The sequence below is a fragment of the Pedococcus sp. P2_E2 genome, from assembly GCF_056403955.1.
The window spans coordinates 1-14481 of record NZ_JBFUEM010000016.1; the positions used below are offsets into that span (position 1 = coordinate 1).

General features: G+C 67.5%; 14 protein-coding genes and 1 pseudogene. 10 read left to right on the top strand and 5 right to left on the bottom strand.

Annotated elements, in window-relative coordinates; all coding sequences use genetic code 11:
• Positions 1 to 62 precede the first annotated feature (62 nt).
• From AC1DWR_RS19675 to AC1DWR_RS19710, 8 genes are all read left to right on the top strand, one after another.
• A complete protein-coding gene (locus tag AC1DWR_RS19675; RefSeq protein WP_477625025.1) occupies positions 63 to 743 on the top strand; it encodes a haloacid dehalogenase type II in 681 nt (226 codons plus the stop codon).
• Positions 744 to 746: 3 nt separating this feature from the next.
• Positions 747 to 1511: a GntR family transcriptional regulator gene (locus AC1DWR_RS19680; protein ID WP_477616079.1), complete on the top strand. Its 765-nt coding sequence runs from the start codon at positions 747 to 749 to the stop codon at positions 1509 to 1511.
• On the top strand, positions 1508 to 1993 hold the full coding sequence (locus tag AC1DWR_RS19685) for a RidA family protein (protein ID WP_477616080.1): 486 nt from the start codon (positions 1508 to 1510) through the stop codon (positions 1991 to 1993). The genes AC1DWR_RS19680 and AC1DWR_RS19685 overlap by 4 nt, the downstream gene beginning before the upstream one ends.
• Positions 1990 to 3096, top strand: coding sequence for an alanine racemase (locus AC1DWR_RS19690; protein ID WP_477616081.1), 1107 nt, complete (start codon positions 1990 to 1992; stop codon positions 3094 to 3096). Before AC1DWR_RS19685 ends, AC1DWR_RS19690 begins: the two co-directional genes overlap by 4 nt.
• A gap of 69 nt (positions 3097 to 3165) precedes the next feature.
• Positions 3166 to 3900 (top strand): SDR family NAD(P)-dependent oxidoreductase, encoded by a 735-nt coding sequence (locus AC1DWR_RS19695; RefSeq protein WP_477616082.1) that lies wholly within the window; start codon positions 3166 to 3168, stop codon positions 3898 to 3900.
• A 178-nt stretch (positions 3901 to 4078) separates the two neighbouring features.
• Positions 4079 to 5011: an ABC transporter substrate-binding protein gene (locus AC1DWR_RS19700; protein ID WP_477616083.1), complete on the top strand. Its 933-nt coding sequence runs from the start codon at positions 4079 to 4081 to the stop codon at positions 5009 to 5011.
• A 4-nt stretch (positions 5012 to 5015) separates the two neighbouring features.
• Complete coding sequence (locus tag AC1DWR_RS19705; RefSeq protein WP_477616084.1) at positions 5016 to 5957, top strand: amino acid ABC transporter permease; 942 nt, start codon at positions 5016 to 5018, stop codon at positions 5955 to 5957.
• A gap of 5 nt (positions 5958 to 5962) precedes the next feature.
• A complete protein-coding gene (locus AC1DWR_RS19710) occupies positions 5963 to 6796 on the top strand; it encodes an amino acid ABC transporter ATP-binding protein (RefSeq protein ID WP_477625026.1) in 834 nt (277 codons plus the stop codon).
• Between the two features lie 44 nt (positions 6797 to 6840).
• On the opposite strand, the gene AC1DWR_RS19715 is transcribed toward AC1DWR_RS19710, so the two are convergent.
• Positions 6841 to 7551, bottom strand: a complete 711-nt coding sequence (locus tag AC1DWR_RS19715) for a GntR family transcriptional regulator (RefSeq protein WP_477616086.1) — start codon at positions 7549 to 7551, stop codon at positions 6841 to 6843.
• A 64-nt stretch (positions 7552 to 7615) separates the two neighbouring features.
• Here AC1DWR_RS19715 and AC1DWR_RS19720 point away from each other — a divergent pair, with 64 nt between their 5' ends.
• Positions 7616 to 8884 (top strand): aminotransferase family protein, encoded by a 1269-nt coding sequence (locus AC1DWR_RS19720; protein WP_477616087.1) that lies wholly within the window; start codon positions 7616 to 7618, stop codon positions 8882 to 8884.
• 56 nt (positions 8885 to 8940) lie between these two features.
• A complete protein-coding gene (locus tag AC1DWR_RS19725) occupies positions 8941 to 10446 on the top strand; it encodes an NAD-dependent succinate-semialdehyde dehydrogenase (protein WP_477616088.1) in 1506 nt (501 codons plus the stop codon).
• Between the two features lie 75 nt (positions 10447 to 10521).
• Here AC1DWR_RS19725 and AC1DWR_RS19730 read toward each other — a convergent pair whose 3' ends face one another.
• The 4 genes and pseudogenes from AC1DWR_RS19730 to AC1DWR_RS19745 form a co-directional block, all read right to left on the bottom strand.
• Positions 10522 to 11691, bottom strand: coding sequence for an ROK family transcriptional regulator (locus tag AC1DWR_RS19730; RefSeq protein ID WP_477616089.1), 1170 nt, complete (start codon positions 11689 to 11691; stop codon positions 10522 to 10524).
• A gap of 51 nt (positions 11692 to 11742) precedes the next feature.
• Positions 11743 to 12819 (bottom strand): phosphotransferase, encoded by a 1077-nt coding sequence (locus tag AC1DWR_RS19735; RefSeq protein WP_477616090.1) that lies wholly within the window; start codon positions 12817 to 12819, stop codon positions 11743 to 11745.
• Positions 12820 to 12843: 24 nt separating this feature from the next.
• Positions 12844 to 14193 (bottom strand): aspartate aminotransferase family protein, encoded by a 1350-nt coding sequence (locus tag AC1DWR_RS19740; RefSeq protein WP_477616091.1) that lies wholly within the window; start codon positions 14191 to 14193, stop codon positions 12844 to 12846.
• 78 nt (positions 14194 to 14271) lie between these two features.
• A pseudogene (locus tag AC1DWR_RS19745) lies at positions 14272 to 14481 on the bottom strand (haloacid dehalogenase type II); the annotation flags it as partial.

Genomic DNA, 14481 nt, shown 5'->3' on the forward strand with positions numbered 1-14481 from the left:
TATGGTCGACAATCGACCAGAGTGGCAGCGGGCCGTTCTGAAACTCAGCTCCAGGAGGAATCGTGGGATTCGAGACCAAGCCCAGGTTCGTGACGTTCGACATGAACGGAACGCTGATCAAGTTCGCCATCAACGACGCGATGCGGCAGGTCCTCGGTGACCGGCTCCCGGCCGAGATCGCCGACGAGTATCTGCGGATCTGCAAGGCGTACCGCATCGACGAGTGCATGGGCGACTACAAGCCGTTCCACCAGATCGTCGCCAACTCGATGGAACGCGCCTCACGATGGGTCGGGTTCGAGTACCGCGAGGACGACGCGCGCGCGGTCTACGACATCGTCCCCACCTGGGGCCCGTACCCCGGCGTCACCGAGGCACTGAACCGCCTGGCCGAGGCGGTCCCGCTGGTGATCATCACGAACAGCGACACCGCGCACGCCGAGCGCCTCGCCGAGAACCTCAAGGCCCCGTTCAAACGCGTGATCAGCGCCGAGGAGATGGGCGTCTACAAGCCCCGGCTCGCTGCGTTCGAGTACCTGTTCGACAAGCTCGATGTGACGCCCGACGAGCTCGTCCACGTCTCCGCGAGCCCGATGTACGACCACCGCTCGGCGGCCGTCATGGGCATCGAGCGCAAGGTGTATGTCGACCGCGGCTTCGAGGAGGACGAGCACTGGCTCGGCTACGAGCGGATCACCGACATCTCCGACCTGCCCGTCCTCTTCGGCCTGCCGCGTCCCTGACCGATGGACGCGAAGTTCGACGGGCTGGAGCGCACGACCACGCCCGAAGGCGTGTACCGAGTGCTGCGGGCAGCCATTCTCGATGGGACCGTGCCTCCCGGTGGGCAGCTGCGCGAGCGAGACATCGCGACGGACCTCGGGATCAGCCGGTCGCCACTCCGCGAGGCACTGACCAGGCTCGAGGAGGAGCGCCTGGTCGTGAAGATCCCCTTCCGCGGGGCGTTCGTGGTGGAGGTGAGTGCCCAGGAGATCGCCGAGATCGCCTCGATCCGGTTGCTCGTCGAGCCGTATGCCGGGGAGCTGGCTCTCGAAGCATTGCGTGGCCCGGAGCGGGCGAGCCTGGCTGGCACGATCGCGGACCTTCATCGGGCAACGGAGACCAACGACATCCCGGCCAGCATCGATGCGCATCTTCAGTTCCACCGGCTCTTCTACGACCTCTCGGGGCACCGCGTCCTGCGCGACCTCTGGAACGGATGGGAGACCAAGCTGCGCCTGTACCTCTCGGTCGACCATCGCTCCTACAGCGACCTGCATGACATCGCCGAGGAGCACGAGCGGCTGGCTGCGGTCGCGCTGCAGGGCGACACGGACGTGTTCCGGCGGGAGCTGGCACAGCACTTCGCGTCTGCGCTGGGACCGCATCCGCAGGACCTTGCAGAGGCGGGCCAGCAAGCACCTCTGAGCGTTCGACGCTCGCCCCTGACCGACATCCAGCTGCCGACCTCGACGACGGGAACTGATGAGGAGAGAGTTGAGAGAGAATGACCAGTACTGATGTTCCGAGCGGTTATGCCACGGAGCGGCTTCGGGCTCTGGGGCTGGATCTACCAGCCATCCGTGAGAGCTCGAAGTACGAGAACCACCGAACCGTCGACTCCATCGTGTATGTCGCCGGTCAGCTGCCGTACAGCAACGGCTGGCTCCTGGGCCAGGGCGTCCTGGGTCGGGACGTCGACCTCGCGACCGGACGCGGGCTGGCGCGTCACGCCGCCCTCAACGCGCTCGCCGTCGCCGCAGATGCGGTGGGCGGTCTGGAGCAGGTCCGGATCGTGCAGATGCTGGTCTTCGTGGCGAGCACGCCCGAGTTCGGTGACCAGTCGAAGGTCGCCGACGCTGCCAGTGAGCTGCTCATCGACCTGCTCGGTGAGAACGGGCGGCACGCTCGTACGGCCATCGGTGTCGCCAGCCTCCCGCTGAACAGCCCGGTCGAGATCCAGATGGTCTGCACGGCGAGGCGTGGAGCGTGAACCACCTCCCACGAGTCCTCGATGCGCTGGTCGGGCGCATCGACACCCCCGCACCGATCGTGGTGGTCGACGTGATGCAGCGGAACATCGACCGGATGCAGGCCTTCGCCGCCGAGCACGACCTCGACGTCAGGCCCCACGTCAAGACCCACAAGTGCGTGGAGATCGGCCGTCGCCAGGTGACGGCGGGGGCCGTCGGGGTCACCGCAGGCAATGTCGGTGAAGCCGAGGTGTTCGCCAAGGCCGGCTTCGACGACATCTTCCTGGCGTACCCGGTCTGGCCCGCGGGAACAAAGAAGAGGCGGATCCACGAGCTCGCCCAGAAGACCTGGCTGCGGGTCGGGGTGGACAACATCGCCGCGATCGAGGCTCTCGCCGACTCGATGGGTGACGAACCGGACCGGTTGGAGGTCGTGGTCGAAGTGGACTGCGGCGCCCGTCGATCCGGAGCGCCGCCGGACCGTGCGGGCGACCTTGCGCTCGCCGCCCGCAACCGCGGCCTGGTCCCGGTAGGCGTCTTCACGTACCCGGGACACGGCAGCTCCAGTCCGGACGCCCGCGAGCGCGCGGCGCACGACCAGCACTCCGCGCTCGCCACCGCGGTGCGCAGCCTCGCCAACGTCGGGCTGACCGCGGACGTGGTCAGCGCCGGCTCCACACCCACGGTTGAGTTCTCCACCAGCAGCCTGATCACCGAGATTCGTCCCGGGGAGTACGTCTTCTGCGACATGAACAACACCCGGCTCGGCGCCTGCAGCCCCGACCAGATCGCCTTGTTCGTCGCGGCCACCGTGGTCAGCGACTGGGTCCCCGACCAGGTCATCCTCGATGTGGGCACCAAGGCCCTGGGCCGCGAAGGCAGCCTCGAGCGCGGCTACGGGGCAGTCGCTGGGAGCAAGGCGCTCCTGGCCAAGCTGAACGAGTACCACGGGTTCCTGGCGGTGCCAGCCGACGAGTCCCGGCCCAGCGTCGGGAGCGTCGTCCCGGTGGTGCCCAACCACGTCTGCCCGGTGGTGACCAACTTCGAGGAGCTGATCGTCACTAACAGCGCGGGGACTTTGCTGGAGCGATGGCCGGTCGACGCCCGCGGGTTCCTCAGCTGAGTCCGCTCGGCGCCTGGTCCGCATCCCCGACCCGACAACCACCGAACTGTTCTGCAAGGAGTGCGCGACATGAGACTTGAGAAGACCACGGCGCTGGTGACCGGCGCCAGCAGCGGTATCGGCGAGGCGGTGGGCGCACGGTTCCGACGGGAGGGCGCGCGGTTGCTCCTCACCGGTCGAAGGGAGCGACTCGACAGCGCTCATCCCGACGACCTGTACGTCCCTGGGGACCTCAATGACGAGGCGTTCGTGGAGGACCTGGCGCGCCAGGCCGCCGAGTCCCTCGGCACCGTCGACGTCGTGGTCCTCAACCACGGCCTGCAGGTCAGCAGTCCGCTCACGGAGATGGCCTACGAGGACGCCAAGAACGTCCTGCACAGCAACCTGCTCAGCGCCTTTCTGGTGCTGAAGCACTTCGCGCCGCTGATGCCGGCGTCGGGAGGTTCGTTCGTCTGCGTCGGTTCACGGCTCGGCATGGTCGGCAAGCCCGAGGAAGTCCTGTACTCGGCCGCCAAGGGCGGGCTGATCATGCTCGCCAAGGGCGCGGCGATCGAATGGGCCCCGCGCAACATCCGGGTCAACGTCGTCGCTCCGGGCCTGACCGCCACCCCGGTCATCGAGGCGTCGTTCCAACGCCGCCCTGACCCCGAGGCCTACCGGAGCGAGCGCGCGGCCCAGATCCCGCTCCAGCGCCTCGCGACCCCCGAAGAGATCGCCGACGCGATCCTCTTCCTCGCCTCGTCGGAGTCGTCCTACATCACCGGAGCTGTCCTGCCTGTCGACGGCGGGTACACCGCCTTCTGAGCTGAGCCCTGTTCGGCACGAAGCCCGAAGTTTCGCACCCCCGGCAGCGTGCGCTTGTCGCCTGCCGTCCACTCCGAAACGTCCATCAGGTGATCTCGGACCGTCAATTGTCGACAGTTGACGGCACATCTGCTTGCATGGTGCGCCGACTACACATCTCAACTGAAAGGGAACGACCATGAACTTGAGGCAACGTCTGGTGCTCGCGACGGCTGGCCCGGCGCTTCTGATCTCGTTGGCCGCGTGCGGTGCCACCGGAAAGGCAGATGCGAAGGGCGCCGCGGGAGGACCCGCCTCGGATGTCGTGTCGCAGGTCAAGGCCGACCCGGCCGCGGTCGACCTGTTGCCGGAGGCGGTGAAGGCACGCGGCACGATCTCGATGGCCGCGGACCTGCACAACGCGCCGACCTCGTTCCTGGACACCGACAACACGACGCCGATCGGCTACAACGTCGAGATCGCCACGATGCTGGCGAAGAAGCTCGGACTGAAGCTGGAGATCAATAACGTCCCCTTCGACACTGTGGTCCCGGGCCTGTCCGCCGGTCGTTTCGACTTCACGGCGACGAACATGAGCCCCACGCCTGAGCGGCTCCAGGTGCTGGACATGGTCACCTACTGGTCGGCCGGAAGCTCGCTCGTGACCAGCAAGGGAAACCCTCTCGAGCTGAGCATCACCGACCAGATGACCCTGTGCGGGCACAAGATCGCGGTGTTGACCGGGGCCACCCAGGCGGAGAAGTACCTGCCGCAGATCTCGGGCGACTGTCAGGCGCAGGGCAAGCCGGCAGCCCAGGCTGTGGTCCTGCCGAACGTCCAGGCCGCGTTGACGCAGCTGTCGTCCAAGCGCGTCGATGGAGTCTTCTACGACACCGCGCCGCTGGCGTGGGCGGCCAAGCAGCAGCCGCAGTCGTTCGAGCTGTTCCCGCAGCAGTACAAGAAGAAGGTCGGCAACAACATCGTCGCGCTGGGAACGGCCAAGACCTCAGGCCTGGCCCCGGCTCTGCACGCCGCCATGGAGTCGCTGATGGCTGGGCCGGCGTACAAGGCCACGCTGGAGAAGTGGGGCCTGGGATCCGGGGCCATCGCCAGCTCTGAGCTGTTGAAGTAACGCCATGGCGTCGACCATCGATCTCGCGCCGACGGAGGAGGTGGGCCTGGTGCCGGCCACCGAGAAACGGCGGCTGCACCGCCGAGGAGTCGTGGAGTATGCCGCCTGGATGGTCTGCGTGCTGGTGGCGGTCGCGGTGGCCTTCACGCTGGCCACCAACAAGAACTACCAGTGGGGGGTCGTGGCCCAGTACTTCACGGCACCCACCGTGCTCAAGGGCCTGGTCCTGACCCTGGTGCTGACCGGGCTGACGATGTTCTTCGGCACCATCCTGGGGCTGGTCATCGCCATCCTGCGGGTGTCGAAGGTGCGGCCGGTGATGCTGCTCGCGTCGGGTTACATTACGTTCTTCCGCGGCACGCCGGTGCTGGTCCAGCTCGTCTTCTGGTTCAACATCGCCGCGCTCTACCCGAACCTCAGGATCGCGATCCCGTTCACCCACGTCTCGCAGGCAGTCGATGTCAACGCGTTGATGAGCGCCACCACGGCCGCCATCGTCGGCCTGTCACTCAACGTGGCCGCCTACCTGGCCGAGATCATCCGCGGCGGGTTCGCCTCGGTGGACAAGGGCCAGCTCGAGGCGGCCGACTCCCTGGGCATGAGCGGTCGGACCAAGCTGTGGCGGATCATCATCCCGCAGTCGATGCCAACCGTGATCCCGGCGGTGGGCAACCAGGTGATCGGGATGTTCAAGGAGACCTCGCTGGTCAGCGTCCTGGGCGTGGCCGAGCTGCTGCAAAGCGTCCAGCTGATCTACGCCCGGACCTACCAGACCATCCCGCTGCTGATCGTGGCCTGCTTGTGGTACTTGCTCATGACTCTGGCGCTGAGCTACCCACAGTCCCTGATCGAGAAGAAGTACTCCCGCTCCAAGTCCCGCGTCGCCACGGGCGCCGGACAGACGCCGATCCCGTTGGACGCGACCCTGGGCAGTGAGGCGAGATGAGCGGCATGACAAACGACATGACCAACGACGTGACGCACGACGCGACCCACGACGTGACCCACGTCGGGGCCGACGGCGTGGGCACCGTGTACGCCCGCAGCCTCCGGAAGAGCTTCGGCGACCGGGTGGTGCTGGACCGGATCGACCTCGACGTGGCGTGCGGCGAGATCGTCTGTCTGATCGGACCCAGCGGGTCGGGCAAGTCGACGCTGCTGCGGTGCGTCGACGGGCTGGAGGAGATCGACCGCGGGATTCTGCGCGTCAACGGCGAGGATGTCGGCTTCCGCGAGGGTCAGGACGCCTACCATGCGCTGAGCCGCAAGGAGCTCGCTGCTCAACGGACGCGGATCGGGATGGTGTTCCAGCAGTTCAACCTGTTCCCGAACCTGACCGCCCGGGAGAACGTGATGTCCGGGCCGGTGCTGGTGAAGCGTCAGCCGAAGGGCGAGGCGCGGCTACGAGCGGAGACCCTGCTCGCCAGCGTCGGGCTCGAGGGGCATGGCGACCACTATCCGTGGCAGATGTCCGGTGGTCAGCAGCAACGGGTGGCGATCGCTCGAGCCCTGGCGATGGACCCCCAAGTGATGCTGTTCGACGAGCCCACCAGTGCGCTGGACCCCGAGCGGGTCGGGGAGGTGCTCGCGGTCATGAAGGACCTGGCGAAGCGCGGGATGACCATGATGGTCGCGACTCACGAGATGGGCTTCGCCAAGGAGGTCGCCGACACGGTGATGTTCATGGACGGCGGACTGGTCGTGGAACAGGGGCCACCCGCCGAGCTCTTGGGCAACCCCCAGGAGCCCCGAACGCAGAAGTTCCTGGAGAAGGTGCTGGTCTGACCAGAGGGACGCCGGCCGTCATCGGCAGGACGTCGAGCTGGCCCTCACCGGCCGGGGGCGACGGCTCCAGGGACTCTGGGGCCGTCGCCCTGGGCGGCGACGATCTGCGCCACCCGTGACCCGTTGCGGACGATGTGGGAGCGGACCGCGTCCACGGCAGCATCGCGGTCGCCCGACTCGATGGCGGTGAGGATGTCCTTGTGCTCAACCAGCAGGTCTTCGGGACGCTCGAACTCGCGGTCCTCGACGGACAGCACCACCAGGTAGAAGCGCAGCTCGACCATGAGCTCCGCGTAGAACGCGTCGAGCCTACTGCTATCCAGCATGGCGACGATGGCGGAGTGGAAGTCGAGGTCCACGTCGACGATCGACCCGGCCTCGTGGGTCGAGGCAGCCTGCTCGAGCCGCTCGTAGGCGCTCCGCAGCCTGGCCAGGTGTTCGGGGCTGACAGGCCGCGCCGCCGCCGCCGTCTCGAGTCGCTCGCGCGCGGCATACAACGCCTCGACCTTCTCGGGAGTGGGCGAGATGACCACGGCGCCGCGGTTGACCTCGTGGCGTACGAGTCCGCTCAGCTCCAGTATCCGGACGGCTTCGCGCACCGTGTTGCGAGCGACGCCGAGCTCTGTCGCCACAGCGCTCTCCCGCAGCCGGTCGCCGGCGCCGAACGCGCCGCTGAGGATCCGCGAGGCGAGACCGTCAGCCACTTGCTGGGCAGTGGTCTGTCGCTGGATCACGAGACCCTCGAGCGCTGACATGAAGCCAGCATAAAGGAAGCCCAGGGTCTTGTGCAGCACAGTTCAACTGTTCTACAGTTTTGCCATGGCCTCACCCACGTCTCGCGGCGCCGCCTACTGGAACCCCCAGGCCCACATGCCCACGGCGGGCATGCGGCGGATGGTCGTCACCCGAGGTCAGGGAGTGTGGGTCGAGACCTCGAACGGTGACCGGCTGATCGACGCGACCTCGAGTCTGTGGCACGCCAACATCGGTCACGGTCGGGAGCGGCTGGCCCGCGCGGCATACGACCAGATGGTGAAGCTGGAGACGTACCACACGTTTGGACGGACGGCGAACGAACCGGCCCTGGTGCTGGCGGACCGGCTCGCGGCCGAGGCGCCGATGACCGGCGCCAAGGTGATGCTGACCAGCGGCGGTTCGGACTCCGTGGACCTCGCCTGCAAGCTGGCTCGGCGCCACTGGCAGCTGGAAGGACGACCCGGCAAGAAGCTGATCCTCAGCCGCCACAACGCCTACCACGGCCTGCATGCGTTCGGGACCAGCGTGGCCGGTCTCACCTACAACCGCGAGGGCTACGGAACCGACTCGCTGGTGCCCGAAACCGCCCGGATAGCGACGAACGACCTCGACGACGTGAGCCGCACGATCCAGCAGCTGGGTCCCGACAACATCGCCGCGATCATCGCCGAGCCGGTCATCGGGACCGGGGGAGTGATCGGGCCCGCGGACGGGTATCTCGAAGGTCTGGAGGCACTGTGTCGTGAGCACGACCTGCTGCTCATCGCCGACGAGGTCATCACGGGCTTCGGCAGGACGGGGCACATGTTCGCCGCACAGCGCTGGGGCATCGAGCCGGACCTGGTGACGATGGCCAAGGGCATCACCTCTGGCTATGCACCGCTGGGCGGTGTCCTGGTCGCACCTCGAGTGGCGGACCGGTTCTTCACCGGGCCGGACGCGCCGATCTTCCGGCACGGACTCACCTACTCCGGGCACGCCACCGCCTGTGCCGTGGCGCTGGCGAACCTCGATGTGCTGGCCGAGGAGTCACTCGTGGCGCAGGCCGGCAGGCTGGAGGCGGTCCTGGAGCGGATGGTCAAGCCGCTGCGCGACAGCGAGCTCGTCGTCGACGTGCGCGCCGGCGCCGGTTTTCTGGCGGGGGTCCAGCTGCGCGCCGACGTCGACGGCGACGCGATCATCGACGCCTGTGTCGAGTCGGGCGTCCTGATCAGGACGATCCACGACAACACCCTCCAGATCTGCCCGCCCTTCGTCTGTACCGACGACGACGTGGCCCAGATCGTCGACGCGATCGACGGCGCACTCGCGTCCTACGACGGCCCACAGTGACAGCAGCGCAAGCACCCCTCTCCTTCTGCGGAACACCCAAGACAGGAACACCTTCGATGACCGTTCTGGACGCCCCCACCATCACCCCGGACCAGCGGGCTGCCGTTCTCGCGCAGGTCCCCACCGACCTGCTGATCGGCGACTGGCGGTCCGCCGAGGGTGGCGCCAGCTTCGTCGTCGAGGATCCCGCGACCCGCGAGGAGCTGCTCAGGGTGGCCGATGCGTCGGCGGCCGATGGGGTGGCCGCCCTGGACGCGGCCGTGGACGCCGCCCCGGGGTGGGCCGCGCTGTCCCCGCGCGAGCGCGGGGACATCCTGCGTCGCTGGTACGAGGCGATCATGGAGCGGGCCGACGACCTCGCCAAGGTGATCACCCTCGAGATGGGCAGGCCCTTGGCTGAGTCGCGCGGCGAGGTCGAGTATGCCGCCGACTACATCCGTTGGTATGCCGAGGAGGCGGTGCGGCTCAACGGCCGCCACACCACCAGCCCTGACGGCCGGTCGCGGATCGTCACCGGGCCGAAACCGGTCGGACCCTGCCTGCTGATCACACCGTGGAACTTTCCGTTGGCGATGGCGGCCCGCAAGATCGCCCCGGCGCTGGCCGCCGGATGCACCGTGGTGCTCAAGCCTGCCGAGCTCACGCCGCTCGCCAGCCTGTTCGCCGCCCGGCTCATGCGTGAGGCCGGCGTGCCGGCTGGCGTGGTGAACGTCATCACGACCACCGACCCCGCGGCAGTCTGTGGCACGCTCATGGCCGACGCCAGGCTGCGCAAGGTGTCATTCACCGGCTCGACAGCTGTCGGGCAGATCCTCGTCGAGCAGAGCGCGCCGCAGCTCGTGCGCACCTCGATGGAGCTGGGCGGGAACGCGCCGTTGATCGTCCTCGACGACGCAGACCTCCAGCGTGCTGTCGAGGGCGCCGTCATCGCCAAGCTGCGCAACGGGGGCCAGTCCTGCGTCGCAGCCAACCGCATCCTTGTCCAGGAGAGGATTGCCGACGCCTTCGTGGCGGCCTTCACCAAGGCGGTGTCGGCTGTGCGGATGGGCCCCGGCAGCCAGCCCGGCGTCGGCCTCGGCCCCCTCATCGACGACCGCGCCGTGGCCAAGTGCACCGAACTCGTCGCCGACGCGGTCGCCTCGGGCGCGACCGTGCTCGTCGGGGGAGAGGCGCCGAGCGATCCCGGCTACTTCTTCCCTGCCACGGTCCTCGACAACGTGGCGCCCACGGCGCGGATCCTCTCGCAGGAGGTGTTCGGGCCCGTCGCGCCGATCGTCAGGTTCAAGACCGAGGACGAGGCGGTTGCCCTTGCCAACGACACGCCGTTCGGGCTGGCGGCCTACGTGTTCACCGAGAACATCGACCGCGCCCTTGGCGTAGCCGACCGGCTTGAGACCGGCATGGTCGGCATCAACCAGGGAGTCGTCTCGAACGTGGCCGCACCCTTCGGTGGCATCAAGCATTCGGGCATGGGTCGCGAGGGCGGCCCGGAGGGCATCGAGGAGTACCTCGAGACGAAGTACCTGGCGATCAACACCAAACCCGTGGGTCGCCAGAGCTAGGATGCTGGGCACCTCTACGACCGCGGTGTGACGGCCGGAGCCTTCTCCCGGTCCTCGGCCGCCGCCACGACCTGGTCAGAAAGCTGGCGCGGACGGCTCCGGGGACTGGCCTTGGCGGCGCGCCTCAAGCACCGCGTCCCGTAGGCGGTCGCGCGCCAACCTGAGACACGCGTACATGGCTCCTCGAGCCACCGACAGACCGATCACCTGGGCGGCGACGGTGACCTCTGGGACCGCCGCGAGGTTCTTGGCCAGCCGGCTCCGCACCTGGGGGAGGACTTCGTCGACCAGGGGCCGCAGTCGACCCACGAAGTAGACCGACTCCGGGTCCAGCGTGACGGCGACCGCGCTGACCGCGGCGGTGACTGCAGTCGTCAACGCGTCCAGCACCTCGGCACGCAGCACCTCGTCCTGCGGCTCGAGCCACAGATCTTCGATGCGCTGGAGGTGCAGTCCGCGCCGTCGAGCAAACCGAAGAAGTCCCCCGGTGCTCATCAGCGCGTCCAGGGGCTCGTTGTCGACCCCGGAGACGAGCACGCCGATGTCGCCGAAGGCCTTCGTACGCCCCCGGACCAGTTCTTGGTCTGTGCAGCTGGCGAAGTTGAGGATGCTGCTCAGACTGAACAGCGCGGCGTTGCTGACAGTGGCGTCATCGGTGAGCAGTCCGAGCAGGGATGCGTTGGCGTCACTGTCGAGGAGCACCGGGGCGTTGACGAGGTCTGCCAGCGACCGCTGGAGGCCAGGGCCCGCGAGGAACTCCATCGACTCCGCTGGACCCGAAACCTCGGTGCCGGTCCGTACCTGCCCGGGCACCGCCACGACGACCTGGCGCAAGGGTCCGCCTGCGGTTTCGCTGACTTCCGCGATGAGGTCGACCAGCCACGCGGCGGCGTTCCTGACGTCGTGATGCTCCACGGTGGGCACGATGACGTGTCGGACCTCGCGGGCCCGCAGGTCGGCTACCAGGGCACAGGTCGTCTGCACGCCGAAGCTGACTCCGGCAACGTGCCCGGTCGTGGTGGGAACGTCCAGATAGGTGGACCGGCGGCCCCGTCCGGTCACTTCATCGACGCCGCCGTTGACGACGAGGCCATCCGCCCGCAGCTCCTCCACCGCTCGGGACACCGTGGCCTTGCTCAACCCCGTCAGCTCTATGACCTCGTTCCGGGTCAAGGGCGCCCGAGCGAGAACCACCTCGAGGACCGACGCCTTGTTGTGGTCGCGTGAGGTGGGGTTCCCGTTCACCGCACGACCATACCGGGCCGATGGACCGACCGGATCGAGGGCCGGTGCCGCTCAGACCTGGTCATGACGGCCGACCCGGAGGTCAGCGACGACGTCCGCAAGGGGTATGGCCAGGGACCGCTCCACGTTGATCCAGTCATCCTTGGCATGGGCCAGAAGGTAGTCGCGCCGTTCTGGTACGCGCTGGGCGCGCCAGTTCGTGATCAGCGCGCGCAGGGTGAGGCGTGCCAACGCGGCAACGGGCAGCAGCGGTAGCTCCCGATCCTTGATCGGCCGCGCCCTTTCGTAGCCGGCGACGAAAGCGCTGGCATCCCGCCAGGGCTGATCCGGCGCCCGGCCGACCAGGTTCGCCAGGGCCACTGCGGGGTCGAAGATCACGGCACTGCGCACGGTGTCGCCAAAGTCGATGACGCCGGCGACATAGTCGTCGCTCTGTTCATCCACCACCACGTTGTAAGGGCTGTAGTCACCGTGGATCACCTGCGTCTCAAGTTCACCCAGCTTCGGGACGACGGCGTTGTCGAAGAGCCGGAAGACCTCTTCGGCCAGCTGCCGGTGCTCGGCATTCGGCGTGTGCTCGACCAGCTCAGTCAGCTCATGGAAGTGCCGTAGGTCCCACACCAGCCCCCGGCGCTCCGCCGGATGCGCGAACGGCTCGAGCGCCACGTCGACTCGCCCGAGCATCTCGCCCACCTTCGCGAGCTGCTCGCCGTCTGGGACCGCCTGAGCCCACACCGCACCTTCTACGAAGGTGAACACCCGCAGGACTCGAGGCCTGCCGTTGTTCTCGATCACGACGTGGTCGCGTCCGTCCATGGTCAGCATCACCCGTTGCACGGGCAGCTCCGCAGCGGCGTCTGCGAGAAACCGCATCGCCGCGGTCTGCAACCCGACAACCGCCTGTGCCTCGTCGGGCGGTGAAACCTTCACGAGGTAGTCGGTCGACCCGGTCCTGAGTCTGAAGGTGTCGTCCTTCTCCGTCGCCAGCGGCTGGAGTCGACCGGAGAGGTGGTAGTCCGTGTCGAGGAGGATGCTCAGCAGCTCGGCGTCGATGGGCACATGAGAGGACCCCAAGCCGCTTTCGGCGAACAACCGTTCAGCGGCGCTCGAGGTCGACGAGGTGTTCACGGCCATTCCCTTTCTGCCAGCCTGCTAAAGGCGGATTTTCGCCACCTCGGCGAAGGTCTCCAGGAACCGGTCCACGTCGGCGGAGCTGAAGGCCAGGGGAGGACGGATCTTCAGTACGTTCGCCCCCTTGGCGCTGCCGCTGATGAGGACCCGACGGTCGCGCATGTCGTTGATGACGTCCTCGGCTCGTGCTCGGTCCGGCTCCAGCGACCCGTGGTCCTTCACGATCTCCACACCAACGTACAGACCGCGGCCGCGCACTTCGGCGACGTGCGGCGACGCGTGCGTGATCTCCTCGATCCCGTCCCGCAGAACCTTGCCGTTCTCGAGAACGCGCTGCTGCACGTCCTCCTCCTCGAAGACGTCCAGCACCGCGGCCGCGGCGGCCACCGGGATCGAGCTTCCCGCGAACGTGTTGAAGTAGCGCACGTTTCGGCCGAACTCCTCGCAGACCTCGGGGCGGAACACCACACCCGAGATCGGCACTCCGTTGCCCATCGGCTTGCCCATCGTGACGATGTCGGGCACCACGTCATGGCGGCTGAAGCCCCACATCGAGTCTCCGAGCCGGGCGAATCCTGACTGCACCTCGTCGGCGATGTAGACGCCACCAGCCGCATGGACTTCCTCCACGACGCCTTTCATGTAGCCGACCGGGTCGGTGAAGATTCCGTCGCTGCTGTAAGCACAATCGGTGACCAACGCCGCAAGCCGGTAGCCGTGGAGCTCGAGGTCATCGACCGCCCTACGTACCTGGTTGCGCATGTGCTCGGCCAGCGTGGACCCGGGCGCGACGAGTCGAGGGTCAGGAGGATCGATGACTCGGACGTTCGGCCCCAGCGGTGAACCCTTGCCCAGGGTCGGCGAGAAGCTCGAGACCTCACGAGTGATGCCGTGATAGGCCCAGCGCGTCACGATGACTCCCTCGCCACCGGTGTGGAACCGCGCGACCCGCATCGCGAGGTCGTTGGCCTCCGACCCGCTGCACGCGAGGCTCAGTCGTGACAGTTCCTCGGGGAACGTCGCGAGAAGCCGCTCCGCATAGTCGACCAGTGCTTCCTGGACATAGCGAGTGTTGGTGTTCACTGCCGCCATCTGGCGGGAGACCGCCTCGACGACCCGGGGATGGGCGTGTCCCACGCACGGAACGTTGTTGTAGGCGTCGAGATAGTCACGCCCCTCGTGGTCGAGCAAGTGGGCACCGTAACCGGAGACGAACTCGACCGGCTCCCTGTACATGAGCATGTAGCCAGGACCGAGCACCTCGTTCCGCCGGCGGATGGTCTCCTGGAGGTGCTCAGGCAGCGCGCCCAGCACACCAGGGTCGAACCTGTTGGGGAAGTTCTCGATCGCTCGGCTGAGGCTGGAAGGCATCGTGAGGTCCCTTGTCCTATTCAATCGGTCGGTGGACGAACGTCTGGCGGCTGCCCCATCTGGGCCGGTACGGTCCGCTCAGATGCCGAGCAGGGTGTTGAGCTCGTCGAGGGACTTGACCACGGTGAGGTCGTAGCCGGGCGGCACCGGGTCGTAGCCGCGGTCCAGGAGCACCAGGTTGCGAAAACCCATGTCGTGCATGGGCAGCGGGTCGTACCGGGTGTGCGAGGAGACGTGCACGAAGTCCTCCGGGGTGGCGTCGAGCTGGTCGAGCATGTACTCGAACGC